This window comes from Pseudomonas sp. P8_241 (assembly GCF_034008315.1).
In the GTDB taxonomy this organism is placed as follows: Bacteria; Pseudomonadota; Gammaproteobacteria; order Pseudomonadales; family Pseudomonadaceae; genus Aquipseudomonas.
Genome location: NZ_CP125377.1, coordinates 4,502,725 through 4,522,493, shown reverse-complemented (window position 1 = coordinate 4,522,493; position 19,769 = coordinate 4,502,725). Strand labels below are relative to the sequence as shown.

Sequence of the window (19,769 nt, the reverse complement as noted above, 5' to 3'; positions counted from 1 at the left end):
CAAGACGACAGGTACCTTGACACGTACCGAACGCCTCAAAAGTAACCAAAAAGTCTTGCCCCACCATTCGGCCCCTCGCTGAGGCTCGGGGTGCCCTCACTCCGGCATTGCTCCGTGGGCCCGCCGCGATCGGCCATCCATGGCCGTGCGCGGCTATCCCGGCATCCATGCCGGGATGCCCACTGCGCAACGCCTGCGTTCGGCCTCTGGAAACGGGGCGGGTGGATCAAGATCAAAAGCCAAAGCCAAGCAAGATCAAAAGATCGCAGCCTTCGGCAGCTCCTACGGGAAATGTGCACGAGCTGCCGACCAGGCCGGCCGGCCCCGGCCATGGATGGCGCGATGGCGGCGGGCTCTGTAGGAGCGAGCTTGCTCGCGATAAACCTGAGAGCACCGCGAGGTGTCAGGATTCCCGCGTCATCGTTGACCTCCATCGCGAGCAAGCTCGCTCCTACAGGTTTTTGATGGTGTTCAGATCATGCGCTCACCCGCGGCTCTCGGGGCATACCCAGGGCCCGCTCGGCAATCACATTGCGCTGAATCTCGTTACTGCCACCGTAAATGGTATCCGAGCGGGTGAACAGAAACAGCGACTGCAGGCGGCTGAGCTGGTAGGGCGCGGCGTCGAGGATTTCCCCGGCATCGCCCAGCACGTCCATGGCCAGTTTTCCCAGGTCGCTGTGCCAGGTGGACCAGGCCAGTTTGTAGATCATCGCTTCACGCCCCAGGTTGCCGTCTTGCGGACCTGAAAGCATACGCAGCGAGTTGTAGCGCAATACCTTGAGACCGGCCCAGGCCTGGGCGATGCGCTGGCGCAGCAATGGATCGCGGGCAGCACCGTTGGCGCGGGCGATACGGATGATTTCGTCGAGTTCGTTGTGGAACTGCATCTGCTGGCCCAGCGTCGATACGCCACGCTCAAAACCCAGCAGCGCCATGGCGATCTTCCAGCCATCACCCGGTTGGCCGATCAGGTTGTCAGCATGGGTGACGGTCTGGTCGAAGAACACTTCGTTGAATTCACTGGTGCCGGTCAGTTGCTGGATCGGTTGCACGCGGATGCTGTCCTGGGCCATCGGCACCAGCAGGAACGACAAACCGTGATGCCCTTGGCTGCCAGGTTCGGTGCGCGCCAGTACGAAACACCAGTCGGCCTCGTGGGCCAGGGAGGTCCAGACCTTTTGCCCGCTGATCAGCCAGTGCTCGCCCGTGGCATCGAGTTTCGCCCGAGTCTGTACATTGGCAAGGTCGGAACCCGCGCCCGGTTCCGAGTAGCCCTGGCACCAGAACTGGCTGCCATCGAGAATGCCGGGCAACAGGCGCTGCTGCTGGGACGGGGTACCGAAGGCGGCGAGGGTCGGGCCGACCAGGCCTTCGCCGATATGGCCCATGCGTCCGGGGCCACCGGCACGGGCATATTCCTCGTGGAAGATGACCTGCTGGCTGATCGACAGTCCGCGTCCGCCGTGTTCTTTCGACCAGCCGACACCGATCCAGCCACCGGCCGCCAACTCGCGTTCCCAGGCTTTGCGTTCTTCGGGAAAGCTGTGTTCATCCCCCGGTCCCCCGCGAAAGCGCAAGGGCGCGAACGCGCCGCTCAGGTGCTCGGCCATCCACCGGGCGACCTCTTCGCGGAACGCTTCGTCGGCACGACTGAAACCGATTTTCATGCTTGTTCTCCCAAAAGATGCGCGGCCAGACGCTCGCGGTGCAATGCCGGGTTGCCCAACAGCTGCTCGCCGGCGCGGGCACGTTTGAAGTACAGGTGTGGGTCGTATTCCCAGGTGAAGCCGACGCCGCCGTGCAGCTGGATCGACTCGGCGGCGCAGTGGAAAAACGCCTCGCTGGCATGGATCTTCGCGGTGGCGGCGGCCTGCTCAAGCTCCTCGGTCACCGCCACATCGCCATTCGGGTCGAGGCGTTCCTGGGCCACGCAAGCGGCATAGTAGGCCGCCGACCGGGCGCATTCGACTTGCAGCATCATGTCGGCGCAGCGGTGCTTGATCGCCTGGAAGCTGGCAATGGTGCGTTTGAATTGCCGGCGTTCGGCGATGTACGCCAGGGTCAGGTCCAGGGCCTGTTGTGCGCCGCCGGTCTGCTCGGCGGCAAGGCCGATGGCGGCGATCAACAAGGTGTCGCGCAGCACTGTCCAGCCTTGTTCGGGGCCGCAAAGCAGCTGCGCCTCGCTGACCTGCACCTGATGCAGTTCGATGCGTGCCAGGCGGCGGGTCTGGTCGAGGGTGGCCAGGGGGGTGCGGATCACGCCCGGCGTATCGCCCGGCAAGACGAACAGGCTGATGCCCTGTTGGCCCTGAGTACCGGGGGCGCGGGCGGCGACGATCAGCAGGTCGGCCGAGGCGCCATCGATGACTTGTGCGTACTGGCCGTCAAGGGTCCAGCCTCCCGGGCGTGGCGCGGCCACGGCTTGCACGCTGCAAGCCTCCAGTCCCGGAACACTGGCGAAGGCCAGGGTGGCGCGGGTTTCGCCGCCGGCAATCGCCCCCAGCCAATACGTCTGCACGGCCTCGTTGTGTCCCAGCAACAGCGCTGGGGTGGCCAGGCACGCGGTAGCGAAAAGCGGCGAACCGAGCAGGTAGCGGCCACTTTGTTCCAGCAGGATCGCCAGCTCGACAAACCCCAGGCCCATACCACCAAAACGCTCGGGCACCATCAGCGCCGGCCAGTACAACTCCTGGCCGATTCGCCGCCAGACCTCGGGGTCATGCGCGTCAGGGCGATTCATGGCAGCGCGCACGGCATGTGTGTCACTGACCTGGGCGAGAAAGCGCTCGGCACTGTCGCGAATCATCAGGTGTTCTTCGGTAAAAGCGAACTCCATGGGGGTTGTCTCTGCAAAGCGGATGGATGCGCCAGTCTGAGGCGTTGGCAACGGTGCTCGAATCATTAAAACGGACTAGGGCACCACGTCATCGGGGCTTCGCGCTGTAGGAGCCCGGCTTGCCGGCGAAGGCGTTCTTGAAGTCACCTTCGCCGGCAAGTCGGGCTCCAGCAGGGTGCTTAGTCTCAACGGACGATGAAGTGCAAGGTGGCGCTTAGCACAATGCCTGCCACGTAAGCCATTCAGCCAACGAGGACCCAGGCATGATCGACATTCGCGGTTTGAGCTATTTCGTCTCGCAGATCGAAAACCTCAGCCATTGGCAGCGTTACGCCGAAGACGTGCTGGGCATGCAGGTACAGTCAGCGCCGGGCGGTGGCTTGTACGTGAAAATGGACGAGCGTCCGTTTCGCATGCTGATCGTCGAAGGCAGCGAGGCGCGCTATCTGGCGTCCGGTTGGGAGCTGGCCAACGAGCCGGCATTCCGGGCCGCACTCGAGCACCTGAGCGCGGCCGGCATCGAATGGCAGCCGGGCTCTGCCGCCGAGATCGACCAGCGCGGCGTACAGGCGCTGGTCAAGGTCACCGATCCCTCCGGCAACTGCCATGAACTGAGCTGGGGCCACCGCTCCGACTGTCTGCCGTTTGTTTCGCCTCAAGGCGTGCCGCGTTTCATCACTGGCGACATGGGGCTGGGCCACACGGTGCTGCCGGCACCGAATTTCGACGCCACTCTGGCTTTCGCCAAGGATGTGCTGGGCTTCAAGCTGTCGGACATTTTCAACTTCCGCCCCGACCCGTCGGCGCCGCCTATCCGCATTCACTTCCTGCATTGCCAGAACGCCCGCCACCACAGTCTGGCCCTGGCCGAGTACCCGGTGCCGTCAGGTTGCGTGCACGTGATGGTGGAGGTCGATTCGATGACCGAAGTCGGTCGTGCCCATGACCGTTTGCACGCCCATGACGTGACCCTCTCGGCCACCCTCGGACAGCACCTGAACGATCGCATGACCAGTTTCTACATGAAGACGCCGTCCGGTTTCGATCTGGAATACGGCTTTGGCGGATTGCAGGTCGACTGGGCCGAGCACTCGGCATTCGAATTCACTCGCGTGAGCATTTGGGGGCACGACTTTTCGGTCGGCCAACAGTAAGGAAAAATCATCATGAACAAACAACTGACAGCGGCCGATGCGGTCGCTCAACTGCGCGATGGCATGACCATCGGTTTCGGCGGCTGGGGTCCGCGGCGCAAGCCGATGGCCATCGTGCGCGAGATCCTGCGCTCACCGGTCAAGGACCTGACCGTGGTCGCCTACGGCGGCCCTGAAGTCGGCATGCTTTGCGCCGCCGGCAAGGTCAAGAAGCTGGTGTTCGGTTTCGCCACCCTTGATGCCATTCCGCTGGAACCCTACTACCGCAAGGCCCGCGAAGCCGGCGAACTGGAGCTGATGGAGCTCGACGAAGGCATGTTCCAGTGGGGCCTGCGCGCCGCCGGCATGCGCTTGCCGTTCCTGCCGACCCGTTGTGGCCTGGCCACTGATGTGACGCGGCTCAATCCTGAAATCAAGACCATCCAGTCGCCCTATGCCGATGGAGAGGTGCTGCTGGCGATGCCGGCCCTCAACCTCGACGTGGCGTTCCTGCATGCCAACGTCGCCGACCGCCTGGGCAATTGCCTGATGACCGGGCCGGACCCTTATTTCGATCACCTGTTCGCTCGCGCCGCCAAGCAGTGCTTTGTCTCCTGCGAACGTCTTGAAGAGCGCCTGGAACTGACTGCCGATCAGGCCCGCTTCAATACCTTTGAACGCTATCTGGTGACCGGTGTGGTGCACGCCCCCCTCGGTGCGCATCCGACACTCTGCGCTCCCGACTACGGCTGGGACCTCAAGCACCTGAAAACCTATGTCGCCAGCAGCCAGGCGGACAACGGCTGGCAGGACTATGTGCAGACCTACGTCGCCGGTGGCGAGCAGGCCTATCAGGCACAGAACGGCGGTGCCGAATCCATGGGCGTCTTGCCCCTTCCCGTGTTCTGAGGATTAGCGACTATGTCTGCAACCTGTGATTTCACCCTCGCTGAACTGATGATCGTCGCGGCCTCCGAGGCCTGGCGCGGCAATGGCGAGCTGATCGCCTCAGGTCTGGGCGTGATCCCGCGCCTGGGCGCCAGCCTGGCCAAACTGACCCACAGCCCGGAACTGCTGATGACCGACAGCGAGGCGTTCCTGGTCGAAGAACCGATCCCGCTGGGCCCGCGTGGCGACTATGTGCCGCGTTACTCGGGTTACATGTCCTTTGAGCGGGTCTTCGAGTGCGTCTGGGGCGGTCGCCGTCACGCGATGATCGGCCCGACCCAGATCGACCGCTGGGGCCAGACCAACTTGTCCTGCGTGGGCGACTATCAAAAGCCCAGGACCGCGATCCTTGGCGTGCGCGGCTTGCCCGGCAACAGCATCAACCACCTCAACTCGTTCTTTGTGCCCAGCCACAACACCCGCGTGTTCGTCAGCGGCGAAGTGGACATGGTGTCCGGTGTCGGCTTCAAGGCCGAGCGCTGGCCCGAGGGCGCACGTCGTGACTTGATGGACATCCATTGCGTGGTCAGCGACCTGTGCGTCATGGATTTCAATGGCCCTGAGCGTGCGGTGCAGGTGCGTTCGTTGCACCCCGGCGTGAGTTTCGAGCGGGTCCAGGAAAACACCGGTTTCCCGTTGCTCAAGTCCGCACAGTTGCACGAAACCGTGCACCCCACCCCTGAGCAGTTGGCCCTGATCCGCCGACTCGACCCCCATGATTACCGAGCCACCGCGATCAAGGGCAACCCGCCCGGCATCCGTACGGTCTGAGACGAGGAGGCGAGCATGCACAGCAGCGACAGTGAATTCATCGTCCGCCAGGACAACGCCGTCTACGAGACGGACACCCCGGTGCTGTACAGCGTGGCCGAGGGCATCGCCACGCTGACGCTGAACCGGCCGACCTTCAACAACGCGCAAAACTCGCAGATGACCTATGCCCTGGATGCCTGCTTTCGCCAGGCGGTGAATGACGACAGCGTCAAGGTCATCGTCCTGCGCGGCAACGGCAAGCATTTCTCGGCGGGCCACGATATCGGCACCCCGGGGCGTGATATCGACAAGCCGTTCGAGCGCGCGCACCTGTGGTGGGATCACACCAATAAACCTGGTGGCGAGCAGCTGTACGCCCGCGAGCAGGAGGTGTACCTGGGCATGTGCCGACGCTGGCGTGAATTGCCCAAGCCGACCATCGCCATGGTCCATGGCGCGTGTGTCGCGGGAGGGCTGATGCTGGCCTGGGTGTGCGATCTGATCGTCGCCAGCGACGACGCCTTCTTCCAGGACCCGGTGGTGCGCATGGGCATTCCGGGGGTGGAGTATTTTGCCCATCCCTATGAAATGAACCCGCGCATCGCCAAGGAATTCCTGTTCACCGGTGACCGCATGAGCGCCAACCGGGCCTGGCAGGTGGGCATGGTCAACCGTCTGGTATCACGCGAGGAACTGGAGTCGACGACCTATGCCCTGGCCGCCGGTATCGCCCGCCAGCCACGCATGGGCCTGGCCCTGACCAAGCAGGCGATCAACCACGTCGAGGACCTGCAAGGCAAGCGCACGGCAATGGATGCCGTGTTCGCCTGGCACCACTTTGCCCATGCCCATAACGAGCTGTTGTCCGGCGACAAACTCGGTGGTTTCGACGCCAAGGGCATGGCGCGGGCCAACAAGCAGGCCGAGGAAAAAAACCAATGAACCGCTGGCTCGAGACGCCGCTGACCGAGGCCCTCGGTTGCCGTTACCCGATTGTGCAAACCGCCATGGGCTGGGTCGCCGACGCCAACCTGGTGATCGCCACGACACAGGCAGGGGGCTTCGGTTTCCTGGCCGGTGCGACCATTACGGCCGATGCGCTGGAAGGTGAGATCCGCAAGGTCATCGATGCCACCGGCGGCAGCAATTTCGGGCTCAATTTCCATATGTTCCAGGACAACGCCGCGCAGTGCGTCGACCTGGCGATCAAGTACCGCTTGCGCGCCGTGAGCTACGGACGCGGCCCCGACAAACAAACGATCGCCCGCTTCAAGGCAGCCAAGGTGTTGTGCATTCCCACCGTCGGCGCCTTGAAGCATGCGCTCAAGGCGGTGGAGTTGGGCGCCGACCTGATCACCATCCAGGGCGGCGAGGGCGGCGGCCATACCGGCGGTGTGCCCAGCTCGATCCTGCTGCCCCAGGTGCTGGCGGCGGTCAAGGTGCCGGTGATCGCCGCCGGAGGATATTCCACTGGCCGAGGGCTGGCCTCGGTGCTGGCTGCCGGTGGTGTCGGCATCGCCATGGGCACGCGATTTCTGATGACCCGCGAATCGCCGACGCCGGCCGCGACACTGGAACATTACTTGAAGGTCAACGATCCGCAGCAGGTGCGCGTGACCACCGCGGTCGATGGCATGCGCCACCGCATGATCGAAAACCGCTTCATCAATCGTCTGGAGCAGGCGGGCGCCTTCGGTCGCCTGCGCATTGCCCTGGGCAGCGCCTGGCAGTGGAAGCAGCAAACCGGCATGAGCCTGGGGCACATGGCCTCGGTATTTTTCCGGGCATTGCGTGAAGACCCCTCGCAACTGTCGCAAGTGGTGATGGCCGCCAACCAGCCGGTGTTGTTGCAGCGCTCGATGGTCGATGGCGCCCCGGACGAGGGGATCCTGTCCAGCGGCCAGGTGGCGGCGGCCATCGGTGAATTGCTCAGTTGTCGTGAAGTCATCGAAGGCATCGCCAGTGAGGCCCAGCAATGCCTGGACGCGCTCCTGACACGCAGCCAGACCCATCCCTCGAACCAACCCGTCAGTATTGGAGAGCCCCTGTGAACCAGGCATTTACCACACAACTCAATCAGGGGATCGCTGAACTGGTGATCGCCAAACCACCGGTCAATGCCCTCGATAGCCAGGAATGGCTCGCTCTGGCGCAACAGATCGAAACCCTCGGCGCCAATCCCGAGGTGCGGGTGATTGTGATCCGTGCCGAAGGCCGGGGCTTTTGCGCCGGTGTCGATATCAAGGAACTGGACAAGCATCCGGAGCGGATCATCGAGGTCAACGCTGGCAACTACGCCACCTTCAAGGCCGTGCACCGCAATCCGGTGCCGGTGATTGTCGCGGTGCACGGGTTTGTCCTGGGTGGTGGCATCGGCATCACCGGAGCGGCGGACATCGTCGTTGCCTCCGACTGCGCGACCTTCGCCCTGCCGGAAGTCGACCGTGGCGCCATGGGCGGCGGTGCGCATCTGCAGCGCCTGTTCCCGGTGCAAAAGGTCCGCTACCTGTTCTTTACCGGCGACAGCATCAGTGCACCGGATGCCCTGCAATACGGCTTTATCGAGCGCATCGTGCCCAAGGACCAACTGCGTGAAACCGCCCTGGGCATCGCGGCGAAGATCGCCGAAAAAAGCCCCGGCATGATCCGCATTGCCAAGGAAGCCTTGAACGGCATCGAAGACGGCAACCTGGAAGACAAATACCGCTGGGAGCAGGGCTTCACCATGCAGGCCTATAGCAGCCCGGACTCCGCGGAAACGCGCCGGGCCTTCGTCGAAAAACGCGACGCCAAGTTCTGAGATCACGCCATGGACCTGACATATACCCCCAAGCAAAACGCCTTTCGCGCCGAAGTCCGGGCCTGGCTGGCGGCCAATCTGCCAAGTGAGCCCTTTGCCAGCTACGACAGTCGCGAAGGTTTTGAACAGCACCGCGCCTGGGAGGCCAAGCTGTTCGAAAGCCGCTGGTCGATGGTGATGTGGCCCGCCGAACTGGGCGGTCGCGGCAGCGACTTGATCGAGTGGCTGATCTTCGAGGAAGAGTATTACGGCGCCGGTGCACCGATGCGCATCAACCAGAACGGCCAACTGTTGCTGGGCCCGACGTTGATGGAGTTTGGCACCGAGGAGCAGAAGCAGCGCTTCTTGCCACGCATGGCCGAAAGCCTGGACATGTGGGCGCAAGGCTGGTCGGAGCCCAACGCCGGTTCCGACATGGCGGCGATCACCAGCAAGGCGGTGCTCGACGGCGACCATTACGTGATCAACGGGCAGAAGACCTGGTCAAGCCGGGCCAACTTCGCCGACTGGCTGTTTGGCCTGTTCCGCAGCGAGCCGGGTTCGGCTCGTCATCACGGCCTGTCGTTCATCATGGTGCCGCTCAATACGCCAGGGGTGAGCATTCGCCCGATCAAGGCACTCAACGGCAAAGAGTCCTTCGCCGAGGTGTTTTTCGATGACGTCCGGGTCCCCGTGAACAACCTCATCGGTGCCCAGGGGCAGGGCTGGCACGTAGCAATGGCGACCGCCGGCTTCGAGCGTGGTCTGCTGCTGCGGTCACCAGCGCGCTTCCAGTGCACGGCACGCAAACTGGTTGAATTGTACAAGGCCCACCGCGTCAGTGCCGACCGTGACCCTGGCCTGCGCGATGCCGTGCTGGACACCTGGATGTGCGCCGAGGCCTATGCGATGTCGGCCTATTACACGGTGGGACGTTTGAGCCGGGGCGAGCAGATCGGCGCCGAATCGAGCATCAACAAGATCATTTGGTCGGAGCTCGACCTGAAGATGCACGAGACCGCCATGCGCATTCTCGGCACACGCGGCGAGCTGGTGGCAAAGGGCGCGGAAGCGGGCGATGCGGCGGGCTGGCTGGAGGGCTTCCTGTTTGCCCAGTCCGGGCCGATCTACGCCGGCACCAACGAAATCCAGCGCAACATCATCGCCGAGCGCATGCTCGGTTTGCCGAAATAAGGAACCGCCCATGGACTTCACTTTTAACGATGACCAGTTGGCGTTCCGCGAAGCCATCGGTCGTTTCCTGATGACCGAAGCTGCCCCGGAAATGCTCCGGGAAATCTGGGAAACCGATGCCGGGCGCTCCCGGGAGCTGCGCAACAAGATCGCCGAGCAGGGCTTGACCGCCTTGTCGGTGCCCGAGGCCGAAGGCGGCCTGGGCATGGACGATGTGGCCTGGGCGCTGATGACCCAGGAGCTGGGCTACTACGCGATTCCCGACTCCCTCGCCGACACCGCCTATGTCGCCACCGGCTTGCTCGCCGACCTGCCTGCGCAGCATCCGGCCCGTGCCGATCTGTTGCCACTGATAGCCGACGGCAGCTTGCGCATGGCGATCAGTCATCCGGTCAATGCCCTGGTCAGCGACGCACAACTGGCCGAAGTATTGATCCTTACTCACGGCGATGAGATCCATGTGGTGTCGCGCGCCGAAGTCGAAGTGGACAACCACCTGAGTATCGATGCCTCGCGGCGCCTGGGCCAAGTGACCTGGACGCCGTCGTCGGCGACCTGCATTGCCAAGGGCGAACAGGGCCGCGCCTTGCAGGAACGCCTGCTGGATCGGGGGGCGCTGTCGGTGGCCGGGCAACTGCTGGGGTTGGCGCAGCGCATGCTCGACCTGTCGGTGGATTACGTGGCCCAGCGCAAACAGTTCGGCAAGCCGATCGGCAGTTTCCAGGCGGTCAAGCATCACCTGGCCGATGTGGCCCGTTACATCGAACAGGCAAAACCGGTGCTGTACCGCGCCGCCCATGCGCTGGCCCGGGGTGATGTCAACGCGGGCGTGCGGGTTTCGCAAGCGCGCCTGGCAGCCAATGAGGCGAGCTGGATCGCAGCGCGCAAAGGCATCCAGGTGCACGGTGCGATGGGGTACACCTGGGAAGTCGATTTGCAGATGTTCATGAAGCGCACCTGGGCTCTCGATGCGTCCTGGGGCGACCGCGGCTTTCACAAAACCCGTGTCAGCGACTACCTGTTCGCCGACGCCACCGGCCTTGCGCCGGGGCATACTTTCGAGGATTGAGTCATGGCACAGGCCTACATTGTTGATGCACTGCGCAGCCCCACCGGCAAGCGCAAGGGCGCATTGAGCGAGATCCACGCGATTGACCTGGGCGCCCATGTGCTCAAGGCGCTGGTGGAGCGCAATGTGATCCCGGCTGAAGACTACGACGACGTGATATTCGGTTGCGTCGACACCATCGGCTCCCAGGCCGGCGACATTGCCCGCACCAGTTGGCTGGCCGCCGGCTTGCCGCTGACCGTGCCTGGCACCACAGTCGATCGCCAGTGCGGTTCGTCGCAACAGGCGCTGCACTTTGCCGCGCAGGCGGTGATGAGCGGCACCCAGGATGTGGTGGCGGTGGGCGGGGTGCAGACCATGACCCGGATCCCCATCTCCTCGGCGATGCTCGCCGGCCAGCCTCTGGGCTTTGCCGATCCGTTCTCGGGCAGCGTTGGCTGGCGCGCACGATTCGGCCAGCAGCCGGTGAACCAGTTTTATGCCGCGCAACGGATTGCCGATCACTGGCAGATCAGCCGCGAGCAAATGGAAGCCTTTGCTTTGCAAAGCCACGAACGCGCCCTGGCGGCCATCGCCAGTGGGCGCTTTGCCCGGGAAATCGTCAGCTGTCAGGGCCTGGCGGTGGATGAAACGCCGCGTCACAGCAGCCTGGCGAAGATGGCCGAATTGCAGCCGGTGGACCCGCAGTTCCCGTCGATCACCGCTGCCGTGTCCAGCCAGACCTGCGACGCCTCGGCGGCGCTGCTGGTGGTGTCCGAAGCGGCACTCAAGCGTTACGACCTGACGCCACGGGCGCGGATTCATCACTTGACGGTGCTTGGTGACGATCCGATCTGGCACCTCACCGCTCCGATTGCCGCCACCCGCCGAGCCTTGGCCAAGAGCGGCCTGAGCATGGCCGACATCGACCGCGTGGAGATCAACGAAGCTTTTGCCTCGGTGGTCATGGCCTGGGCCAAGGAACTGGATTACGACCCGGCACGCACCAACGTCAACGGCGGCGCGATTGCCCTCGGCCATCCGTTGGGGGCAACCGGCGCCCGGCTCATGACCACGCTGCTCAACGAACTCGAATGCAGCGGTGGTCGCTACGGCCTGCAAACCATGTGTGAAGGCGGCGGCCAGGCCAACGTGACCATCATCGAACGTCTGTAATTTTTTATGCGAGGCCGCCGCTTCGGGCGTGCGGCCAGCCAATCTTTCAAGGAGTCAAACATGGCTATGTGTGCAGACCGCACCGTGATCATCACCGGGGCCGGCGGCGGCCTGGGGCGCGCCTACGCCTTGGCGTTCGCCGCGCAAGGGGCCAATGTGCTGGTCAACGATATTCGCGCCGAGGCCGCAGAAGACGTGGCGGGGGAGATCCGTGCCAACGGTGGCCAGGCGATTGCCAACAGCGACGACATCACCACCCTGGCCACCGCGCAGCACATCGTCGATGCGGCATTGGCGGCGTTCGGTGAAGTGCATGTGCTGATCAACAACGCCGGGGTCTTGCGCGACCGAATGTTCATCAGCCTCAGTGAAGAGGACTGGGACATGGTCATGCGCGTCCACCTCAAGGGCCATTACTGCCTGGCCAACATCCTCGGCCGCCGCTGGCGCGACCTGGCCAAGGCCGGTACGCCGGTCGACGCGCGGATCATCAACACCAGCTCCGGCGCCGGCCTGCAGGGTTCGGTGGGGCAGTCGAACTATTCGGCGGCCAAGGGCGGCATCGCTGCGCTGACTCTGGTGCAAGCGGCGGAACTGGCCCGCTACGGCGTCACCGCCAACGCGCTGGCACCGGCCGCACGCACCTCGATGACCGAGAGCGCCATGCCCGACATGGTGAAAAAACCCGAGGACGGCAGCTTCGACGCCTGGGCCGCCGAAAACGTTGCGCCGTTGGTGGTGTGGTTGGGCAGTCCGGCATCGGCCCACGTCAGCGGCCAGATCTTCGAAAGCCAGGGCGGGCGAATCTCCCTCGGCGACGGCTGGCGCACCGGCATCACCCGTGACAAGGGCGCGATGTGGCAGGTTGAAGAAATCGGCGCGGCAGTGGACGCAATCCTCGCCGAGGCGCCCAAGGCGCAGAAAGTCTGGGGGAGTTGACGCCCAGCCTCACTCGCGGATTCACTCGATCTACTGTAGGAGCTGGCTTGCCAGCGATGGCGGCCTGACAGCCGACCTGGATTTTGACCGAGTAAATATCCATTCCTGCGGTAACGGCCACTTACGGTTCCGCTCTTACAGCGGGTCACTTGGAAAAGCCTGTAGGAGCGAGCTTGCTCGCGATGGAGGCCAACGATGACGCGGGAATCCTGACACCCCGCGGTGCTCTCAGGTTTTTCGCGAGCAAGCTCGCTCCTACAAGACCCACTGCGCAGAATCGAAGCCTCTCGATGGGGCAGGAAGATCAAAAGCCAAAGCAAAAGATCTTGCTGTTGCGCCACGTCATCCTTCTCCACCTTCATACCCCATTTTGACGATGCGCCGGCATCGCTCCCTCCGTACAACTACAGCGTATTGATTTCTTCGGAGGTAGACGCTGTGAAACAAGCCCCCCCTTATGTTCCCGGCCATCAATTGCTGGCCGGCAAGTCGGTGTTGATTACCGCTGCTGCCGGTGCCGGTATCGGTTATTCGGCGGCTCGCCGCAGTGCTGAGGAAGGCTGTCGGGCGCTGATGATTTCCGATGTGCATGCGCGGCGCCTCGAAGAGGCGGTGGAGCGCCTCAAGGCCGAGACCGGTTTGCAGGCGATTTATGGCCAGCTGTGCAATGTCACCGTCGAAGACGAAGTCCAGGCCCTGGTGGCTGCCGCCGAAGAGGCGTTGGGCGGGGTCGATGTGCTGATCAACAACGCGGGCTTGGGTGGTCAAAAGCGCGTGGTTGAGATGAGCGACGAAGAGTGGCTGCGGGTGCTGGATGTGACCTTGACCGGCACCTTCCGCATGACCCGGGCGATGCTGCCGCACATGCAGCGTCGCGGCGCCGGGGCCATCGTCAACAACGCCTCGGTGCTCGGTTGGCGGGCCCAGAAGGAACAGGCCCATTACGCCGCCGCCAAGGCCGGGGTGATGGCGCTGACCCGCTGCAGCGCACTGGAAGCCGCCGAGTTCGGCGTGCGCATCAACGCGGTATCGCCCTCGATTGCGCTGCACGATTTCCTCAAGAAAGCCTCCAGCGAAGAGTTGCTCGAAAGCCTCGCCGGGCGCGAGGCGTTCGGTCGCGCCGCTGAAGTCTGGGAAGTGGCCAACGTGATGATGTTCCTGGCCAGTGACTATGCCTCCTACATGGTCGGCGAAGTGCTGTCCGTCAGTTCCCAACAAGCGTGAGGGCTCGCTCATGAGTCACGTTTTCAGCAGTGCCCAGGCCTTGCTGGCGGCCGAGGGCCTGGACCTGGGCCATACCGAATGGGTGACCATCGACCAGCAACGCATCGATCTGTTCGCCGAAGCCACCAGTGATCACCAGTGGATTCATGTCGATCCGGTGCGCGCCGCCAGCGGTCCGTTTGGCGCCTGCATTGCCCACGGTTACCTGACCCAGTCCCTGGCCAATCTGTTCATGCCGCAGCTGATGACCATTGAAAACATGGCCATGGGCGTCAACTACGGCAGCGACCGGGTGCGCTTCCCGGCACCGGTCAAGGTCGATTCGCGAGTGCGCGGCAGCGGCCAGATCATCCGCTGCGAAACACTGGGCGACGCCGTGCAACTGGTGGTGCGCATGACCATGGAAGTCGAGGGCCAGGCGCGCCCGGGCTGCGTGATCGACACCATCAGCCGCTACACCTTCAACCCCATTTCCGAGTGAGTTCCCCATGGACCTGAATGAAGTTGTCATCGTCGCCACCGCCCGTACCGCGTTGGCCAAGTCGTTTCGCGGATCGTTCAACGATACCGAGGCCCCGGTGCTGGGCGGCCATGTGGTGCGCGCGGTGGTCGAGCGCGCCGGCATCGAGCCGGCTGACGTCGAGGATGTGATCATGGGCGCAGCGGTGCAGCAGGGCACCCAGGCCTACAACATCGGTCGACTCTGCGCCTACACCGGCGGTTTGCCGGACAGCGTGGCGGGCATGGCCCTGGACCGGATGTGCGCCTCGGGCCTGATGAGTATCGGCGTGGCGGCCAAGGGCATCATGACCGGCGAGATGAGCATCGCCATCGGCGGCGGCGTGGAGTCGCTGTCGCTGACCCAGACCAAACACAAGAACAGCTTCCGCGCGCAGTCCGAAGCCGTGCTGCAGGTGATGCCCAGCGCCTATATCCCGATGATCGAAACCGCCGAAATCGTCTCGCGCCGCTATGGCATCAGCCGCGCCGCCCAGGATGAGTATTCGCTGCAAAGCCAACTGCGCACCGCTGCCGCCCAGCGCGACGGACTGTTCGACGACGAAATCGTCGGCCTGAGCGTCGACAAGCTGCTGTTTGCCGCCGATGGCCAGCCCAATGGCCATGAACGCGTGCAGGTCCTGCGTGACGAGTGCAACCGGCCCAATACGCGCCTGGAAGACCTGGCCGGATTGAAACCGGTGTGGAAGGACGGCAAATGGGTCGCACAGGGCGAGTTCGTCACCGCCGGCAACGCCTCGCAATTCTCCGACGGCGCCGCGGCCAGCCTGCTGATGAGCCGCGCCGAGGCCAAGCGCCGCGGATTGACACCGCTGGGCATCTACCGCGGCATTGCCGTGGGCGGCTGCGCGCCAGAGGAAATGGGTATCGGCCCGGTGATTGCGATTCCCAAGCTGCTCAAGCGCTTTGGCCTTGGGGTAGCGGACATCGGTCTGTGGGAGATCAACGAGGCCTTCGCCAGCCAGGTGTTGCATTGCCGCGATGCACTGCAGATCCCGGCGGATCGCCTGAACGTCAATGGCGGAGCGATTGCCATCGGGCACCCCTTCGGCATGTCCGGTGCGCGGATGGTCGGCCACGCCTTGCTGGAAGGTCGACGTCGCGGTGTGCGCTATGTGGTGATTGCCATGTGCATCGGTGGCGGCATGGGCGCCGCAGGACTGTTCGAACTGCCGTGAGGCGAGCGGAGCGCCGCGCCGTCGCGATTCAATCCATGGGGGCCCGCTGGTCGGGCCCGCTGCTGGGGAATGGTTATGCAAAGTCACATGCCCAATGCACAGGTCCTGGCGCAAATGGGCCTGGAGCTGGCCGAGTACGAACGGATTATCGGCAACATCTACGAAGCGGCGATGAATACTCGCTGCCTGAGCGACTCGTTGCGCGAGATCCGCGCATTGTTCAAGGCCAATTTCGTTACCCTGATCCTGCGGGTCCAGGACGAGCCGCTGTTGTCACCGATGGTGGTTGCCGGTGATGTCGAACTGGGGCAGGGCGGGATTAACCATTATGCCTACTACGCCAAATCCACCCTGTTCGAAGGCTTGCCCACCGACACCGTGTTCACCATCGATGAACTGATGAGCGAGGCCGAGTGGGCCAGTTCGGCGTTTTACCTGCTGTACTGCCAACCCTACGATTGCTACCACATGCTCGGTGCCGATATCCGCATGCCGGATGGCGGCACGGTGCGCTTTCGGATCAATCGACCACAGGGTCAGCCAGCTTTCAGTGACACCGAGCGGGCCATGTGCGCCATGTTGTTGCCGCACCTGCGCCGGACCTTGCACATGTATTCGCAGCTCGACCGCAGTGAGTCCCTCGGCAGTCTGTATTCGCAGACGATCAGCCGCCTCGCGGTGGCGACCATCGTGCTTGATGAAAACGGCAGCGTGGTGCAACTCAATCCCGTGGCCCGGGAGATTCTCGACAGTCAGGACGGCCTCAAGGTGGTGGGCGGCCGGCTGGAGGCAACCTACCCCAGTGACAATCGCGAGTTGTCGCGGCTTGTGCGCAACGCCTTTCAGCGTGCCAGGCAGGGCGCCGCCAGGGGCGTGCAGGTGGCCGAGGCGACGTCGATTTCCCGTCCTTCCGGACAGGTCAGCCTGGGGGTTGTGGTGGAGTTGATTCCCTCCCGGGATCTGCTCGAAGGCAACGGCAAGCCGACGGTGGTGGTGTATGTGCGCGATGCGGTGAGCAAGTCGCTGGTGAGTACGGTGTTGACGTCGCAACTGTACAACCTGACTCCGGCGGAAACCGCACTGGCCCTGGAACTGGCCAACGGTCTGTCGTTGGAGGAAGCCTCGGAACTGCTCAATATCCGCCGCAACACCGCGCGGGCGCACCTGCGTTCGATCTTTTCCAAGACCGGCGTACGGCGCCAGACCGAGCTGGTGCGGATCATGCTCAACAGCGTGGTGGCGCTGGGGGCGCCGCAGCCGGCTGCGGTCCGGCTGTGAGGCGCGGCTGCGGCAAAATGCGTTAGTCCGTGCGGACGATGCTGCCGGGTTCCTGGGCTGTCGATACTGGGCAACCGTTGTCGAATCCAAGGAGAATAAAAATGACCGGCAGTAATCAGACCCCTGGCTGGGCGTTGACGTTGTTGTTGGGATGCTGTGCCGTCGGCACGGTACATGCCGCACCGGAAGACATCCCGCGCTTGGGCAACGACTTGACGTGCCTGGGCGCGGAAAAGGCCGGCAATGCCGACGGCAGCATTCCAGCGTTCAGCGGCAAGTGGCTGGGTGCACCGCCCCACGTTGATTTCAAGGGCACGGGCAACCATCCGGTGGATCCGTACCCGGACGAAAAGCCGCTGTTCGTGATCACCGCGCAGAACATCGCGCAATACAGCGACTACCTGTCCGATGGCCAGAAAGCGCTGTTCAAGCTGTACCCGGGCACTTACAAAATGCCGGTCTATCCCTCGCATCGGGATTTCCGTTACAACGACGCGGTCTGCCAGGCCACCCGCGAAAATGCCAGCGTGGCACGTCTGGTGGATGACGGCGAAGGGGTGGTCGGCAAGACCGGCGGCACACCGTTTCCGGTACCGCGCAGCGGCCTCGAACTGTTGAAAAACGCTTCGACGTTTACCTTGCGCGCCTGGACCGAGGAATATGTCTCGGATAACGCCTATGTGCTCAAGGACGGCAACATCAACTGGGGTCGCGTGCATTCGCGCAACCTGGCGCCGTCGCTGGAGCCCGGCAAGATTGGCGAAACCAGCGGCAACTCGTCGTTCTATCTCAATGAAACCCTGCTGCCGCAACGGGACAAGGGCGAGATCAATACCGGCACCGAGTTCTGGAATGACAAGACCGAACCGCGCCAGGCCTGGCGTTACGACCCGGGCACCCGTCGCGTGCGGCAGTCGCCGGGTTATGGTTTCGACATGTCGTTCCCCGGCAGCGGTGGCTCGATCACAGTGGACGAAGTGCGCCTGTTCAACGGTTCCGGCCAGCGCTACGACTGGAAGATCGTCGGCAAGCGCGAGATGTACATCCCTTACAACACCTACCGCCTGCATGCGGCCAATCTCAAGTACGCCGACCTGCTGACCCCCGGCCACATCAATCCCCAGGCCATGCGCTATGAGCGCCATCGGGTCTGGGAACTGGAAGGCACGCTCAAACCGGGTTATCGCCACTTGTATGGCAAGCGCAAGTTGTATGTCGACGAGGACACCTGGTTTCCGATGCTCGCCGACAACTACGACAACCGTGGCGAGCTGTGGCGCACCTCGATGGTCAACTACTTCTACGCCTATGAAAGCCAGCGCCAGCAAGCGGGTGTGGGCCTGTACTACGACCTCAATGCCGGCAGTTACCTGGCGTTCAACCTGATCAACGAGCAGCGCAACGGCTATCTGTTGAACAAACCCGGTTTCAGTCCCCGGGACTTCGGCCCGGAAGCCGCCCGGCGTTTCGGCCAGTAACCGACAAGCACGGCGCCTGTTGGGCCATGGGCGCCGATTGAGAGCGGATCGCATTTGATCTAGTCCAACTGAAGGATGTTCACCTTGCGCGACTGCTCAATGATGTTCGCCATGGGATCACCCTGTATTTCCTAGGGGCATTGCCTGCCCCGAAGTCTGCATTCGAGGAACAATAACAATGACCAAACTCGCTGAAATCAATATCGAGAACGCCCAGCGGACCCACCGTTACGCGCGCGGCTGGCACTGCCTGGGCAATGCCAGCGATTACCGTGATGGCAAGCCCCATACCCTGGAAGTCTTCGGCACCCGCCTGGTGGCCTTCGCCGACAGCCAGGGCCACATCAGCATTCTGGATGCCTATTGCCCGCACATGGGCGCCGACCTGTCCCAGGGCACTATCGAGAACGACAAACTGGTGTGTCCGTTCCATCACTGGAAGTACGACACTGGCGGCAAGTGCGTGGAAATTCCTTACTGCAAGCGCATTCCACCCAAGGCCAAGACCCGCAGCTGGTTGACCTGCGAGGAAAACAACCTGCTGTTCGTCTGGAACAACCCTGAAGGCCGTCCGCCGAAAGAGGGCGTGATCATTCCGCACCTGCCAGAGATGGACGATCCGGACTGGGTGCATGACTGGAACATCGACACCATGCACATCGAAACCAACCCACGGGAGTTGGTCGATAACCTGGTGGATGCCCAGCACTTCGGGCCGGTGCACGGCACGCCGACCAAGTATTTCGCCAACGTCTTCGAAGGGCATATCGGCCACCAGATTTTCCATGGCGACTCCGAGCGCCTGGGCGGCGACCTGATCGCGCCATCGGCCTACTACGGCCCGGCCACTCACTTCACGCACATCAGTTCGATGTTCGGCGATGTGCGCATCCACGCCATTTTGCTCAACAGCCACGTGCCGGTGACGCCGAACAGTTTCGACCTGCGCTTTGGTTGCATGGTCAAGCGCGTGCCGGGCTGGACCGAAGAGCAGAACCAGGAAGTGGCCAAGGCCTATGTCCAGGGCAACCGCGATTCGTTCTATCAAGACGTGGTGATCTGGAAACACAAGATTCGTATCGACAAGCCGGTGCTGGCAGAAACCGACGGCCCGGTCTACCAGTTGCGCGAATGGTACGAGCAGTTCTTCACCAATGAGGACGACGTGCCCGCATTCATGGCCGAGCGTCGCGAGTTCATTACGGTCGACGAACGCTGACGGAGCAACCAGGGGTCTTCGAGCGATAAGCGATTGTCACTCGAAGGCGCCGCTCGCAGACGCA

Annotated in this window: 18 protein-coding genes; 16 read left to right on the top strand and 2 right to left on the bottom strand. The window is 63.2% G+C overall.

Features of this window, described 5'->3' with window-relative positions; all coding sequences use genetic code 11:
* Positions 1-476: 476 nt before the first annotated feature.
* A complete protein-coding gene (locus QMK58_RS20340) occupies positions 477-1,670 on the bottom strand; it encodes an acyl-CoA dehydrogenase family protein (RefSeq protein ID WP_053159771.1) in 1,194 nt (397 codons plus the stop codon).
* Positions 1,667-2,839: an acyl-CoA dehydrogenase family protein gene (locus QMK58_RS20335; RefSeq protein ID WP_320395323.1), complete on the bottom strand. Its 1,173-nt coding sequence runs from the start codon at positions 2,837-2,839 to the stop codon at positions 1,667-1,669. The genes QMK58_RS20340 and QMK58_RS20335 overlap by 4 nt, the downstream gene beginning before the upstream one ends.
* A 263-nt stretch (positions 2,840-3,102) precedes the next feature.
* Between QMK58_RS20335 and QMK58_RS20330 the strand changes: the two genes are divergently transcribed.
* From QMK58_RS20330 to QMK58_RS20255, 16 genes are all read left to right on the top strand, one after another.
* On the top strand, positions 3,103-3,993 hold the full coding sequence (locus tag QMK58_RS20330; RefSeq protein WP_053159768.1) for a VOC family protein: 891 nt from the start codon (positions 3,103-3,105) through the stop codon (positions 3,991-3,993).
* Positions 3,994-4,005: 12 nt separating this feature from the next.
* The gene (locus tag QMK58_RS20325; RefSeq protein WP_320395322.1) at positions 4,006-4,881 is read left to right on the top strand and encodes a CoA transferase subunit A; all 876 of its coding nucleotides are present in this window, start codon (positions 4,006-4,008) and stop codon (positions 4,879-4,881) included.
* Between the two features lie 12 nt (positions 4,882-4,893).
* Complete coding sequence (locus QMK58_RS20320) at positions 4,894-5,691, top strand: ketoacid CoA transferase (RefSeq protein WP_320395321.1); 798 nt, start codon at positions 4,894-4,896, stop codon at positions 5,689-5,691.
* 15 nt (positions 5,692-5,706) lie between these two features.
* The gene (locus QMK58_RS20315) at positions 5,707-6,615 is read left to right on the top strand and encodes an enoyl-CoA hydratase (RefSeq protein ID WP_053159762.1); all 909 of its coding nucleotides are present in this window, start codon (positions 5,707-5,709) and stop codon (positions 6,613-6,615) included.
* Complete coding sequence (locus QMK58_RS20310) at positions 6,612-7,724, top strand: NAD(P)H-dependent flavin oxidoreductase (RefSeq protein ID WP_053159760.1); 1,113 nt, start codon at positions 6,612-6,614, stop codon at positions 7,722-7,724. Before QMK58_RS20315 ends, QMK58_RS20310 begins: the two co-directional genes overlap by 4 nt.
* The gene (locus QMK58_RS20305) at positions 7,721-8,473 is read left to right on the top strand and encodes an enoyl-CoA hydratase family protein (protein ID WP_053159758.1); all 753 of its coding nucleotides are present in this window, start codon (positions 7,721-7,723) and stop codon (positions 8,471-8,473) included. The genes QMK58_RS20310 and QMK58_RS20305 overlap by 4 nt, the downstream gene beginning before the upstream one ends.
* Positions 8,474-8,482: 9 nt before the next feature.
* Positions 8,483-9,646 (top strand): acyl-CoA dehydrogenase family protein, encoded by a 1,164-nt coding sequence (locus tag QMK58_RS20300; RefSeq protein ID WP_053159756.1) that lies wholly within the window; start codon positions 8,483-8,485, stop codon positions 9,644-9,646.
* 10 nt (positions 9,647-9,656) lie between these two features.
* Positions 9,657-10,715: an acyl-CoA dehydrogenase family protein gene (locus tag QMK58_RS20295; protein WP_053159754.1), complete on the top strand. Its 1,059-nt coding sequence runs from the start codon at positions 9,657-9,659 to the stop codon at positions 10,713-10,715.
* A 3-nt stretch (positions 10,716-10,718) separates the two neighbouring features.
* Positions 10,719-11,870: an acetyl-CoA C-acetyltransferase gene (locus tag QMK58_RS20290; protein WP_320395320.1), complete on the top strand. Its 1,152-nt coding sequence runs from the start codon at positions 10,719-10,721 to the stop codon at positions 11,868-11,870.
* A gap of 60 nt (positions 11,871-11,930) precedes the next feature.
* Positions 11,931-12,809 carry an SDR family oxidoreductase gene (locus tag QMK58_RS20285; RefSeq protein ID WP_053159750.1) on the top strand — a complete coding sequence of 293 codons (879 nt, stop codon included), beginning with the start codon at positions 11,931-11,933 and terminating at the stop codon, positions 12,807-12,809.
* A gap of 438 nt (positions 12,810-13,247) precedes the next feature.
* Positions 13,248-14,033: an SDR family oxidoreductase gene (locus QMK58_RS20280; protein WP_156322336.1), complete on the top strand. Its 786-nt coding sequence runs from the start codon at positions 13,248-13,250 to the stop codon at positions 14,031-14,033.
* Positions 14,034-14,043: 10 nt separating this feature from the next.
* A complete protein-coding gene (locus QMK58_RS20275) occupies positions 14,044-14,514 on the top strand; it encodes a MaoC family dehydratase (protein WP_053159744.1) in 471 nt (156 codons plus the stop codon).
* A gap of 7 nt (positions 14,515-14,521) precedes the next feature.
* A complete protein-coding gene (locus QMK58_RS20270) occupies positions 14,522-15,730 on the top strand; it encodes an acetyl-CoA C-acyltransferase (protein WP_053159742.1) in 1,209 nt (402 codons plus the stop codon).
* A 75-nt stretch (positions 15,731-15,805) separates the two neighbouring features.
* A complete protein-coding gene (locus QMK58_RS20265) occupies positions 15,806-17,008 on the top strand; it encodes a helix-turn-helix transcriptional regulator (RefSeq protein WP_053159740.1) in 1,203 nt (400 codons plus the stop codon).
* Between the two features lie 101 nt (positions 17,009-17,109).
* A complete protein-coding gene (locus QMK58_RS20260) occupies positions 17,110-18,486 on the top strand; it encodes a DUF1329 domain-containing protein (RefSeq protein WP_053159738.1) in 1,377 nt (458 codons plus the stop codon).
* A gap of 178 nt (positions 18,487-18,664) precedes the next feature.
* Positions 18,665-19,705: a Rieske 2Fe-2S domain-containing protein gene (locus QMK58_RS20255; protein ID WP_053159736.1), complete on the top strand. Its 1,041-nt coding sequence runs from the start codon at positions 18,665-18,667 to the stop codon at positions 19,703-19,705.
* Positions 19,706-19,769 lie beyond the last annotated feature (64 nt).

Bases quoted from the DNA above. Each gene is read 5' to 3' on its own strand.
- QMK58_RS20330 (WP_053159768.1), top strand. From the start codon at position 3,103: ATGATCGACATTCGCGGTTTGAGCTATTTCGTCTCGCAGATCGAAAAC.
- QMK58_RS20300 (WP_053159756.1), top strand. From the start codon at position 8,483: ATGGACCTGACATATACCCCCAAGCAAAACGCCTTTCGCGCCGAAGTC.
- QMK58_RS20255 (WP_053159736.1), top strand. From the start codon at position 18,665: ATGACCAAACTCGCTGAAATCAATATCGAGAACGCCCAGCGGACCCAC.
- QMK58_RS20295 (WP_053159754.1), top strand. From the start codon at position 9,657: ATGGACTTCACTTTTAACGATGACCAGTTGGCGTTCCGCGAAGCCATC.
- QMK58_RS20340 (WP_053159771.1), bottom strand. From the start codon at position 1,670: ATGAAAATCGGTTTCAGTCGTGCCGACGAAGCGTTCCGCGAAGAGGTC.
- QMK58_RS20320 (WP_320395321.1), top strand. From the start codon at position 4,894: ATGTCTGCAACCTGTGATTTCACCCTCGCTGAACTGATGATCGTCGCG.
- QMK58_RS20265 (WP_053159740.1), top strand. From the start codon at position 15,806: ATGCAAAGTCACATGCCCAATGCACAGGTCCTGGCGCAAATGGGCCTG.
- QMK58_RS20285 (WP_053159750.1), top strand. From the start codon at position 11,931: ATGGCTATGTGTGCAGACCGCACCGTGATCATCACCGGGGCCGGCGGC.
- QMK58_RS20325 (WP_320395322.1), top strand. From the start codon at position 4,006: ATGAACAAACAACTGACAGCGGCCGATGCGGTCGCTCAACTGCGCGAT.
- QMK58_RS20310 (WP_053159760.1), top strand. From the start codon at position 6,612: ATGAACCGCTGGCTCGAGACGCCGCTGACCGAGGCCCTCGGTTGCCGT.
- QMK58_RS20315 (WP_053159762.1), top strand. From the start codon at position 5,707: ATGCACAGCAGCGACAGTGAATTCATCGTCCGCCAGGACAACGCCGTC.
- QMK58_RS20275 (WP_053159744.1), top strand. From the start codon at position 14,044: ATGAGTCACGTTTTCAGCAGTGCCCAGGCCTTGCTGGCGGCCGAGGGC.
- QMK58_RS20290 (WP_320395320.1), top strand. From the start codon at position 10,719: ATGGCACAGGCCTACATTGTTGATGCACTGCGCAGCCCCACCGGCAAG.
- QMK58_RS20335 (WP_320395323.1), bottom strand. From the start codon at position 2,839: ATGGAGTTCGCTTTTACCGAAGAACACCTGATGATTCGCGACAGTGCC.
- QMK58_RS20270 (WP_053159742.1), top strand. From the start codon at position 14,522: ATGGACCTGAATGAAGTTGTCATCGTCGCCACCGCCCGTACCGCGTTG.
- QMK58_RS20260 (WP_053159738.1), top strand. From the start codon at position 17,110: ATGACCGGCAGTAATCAGACCCCTGGCTGGGCGTTGACGTTGTTGTTG.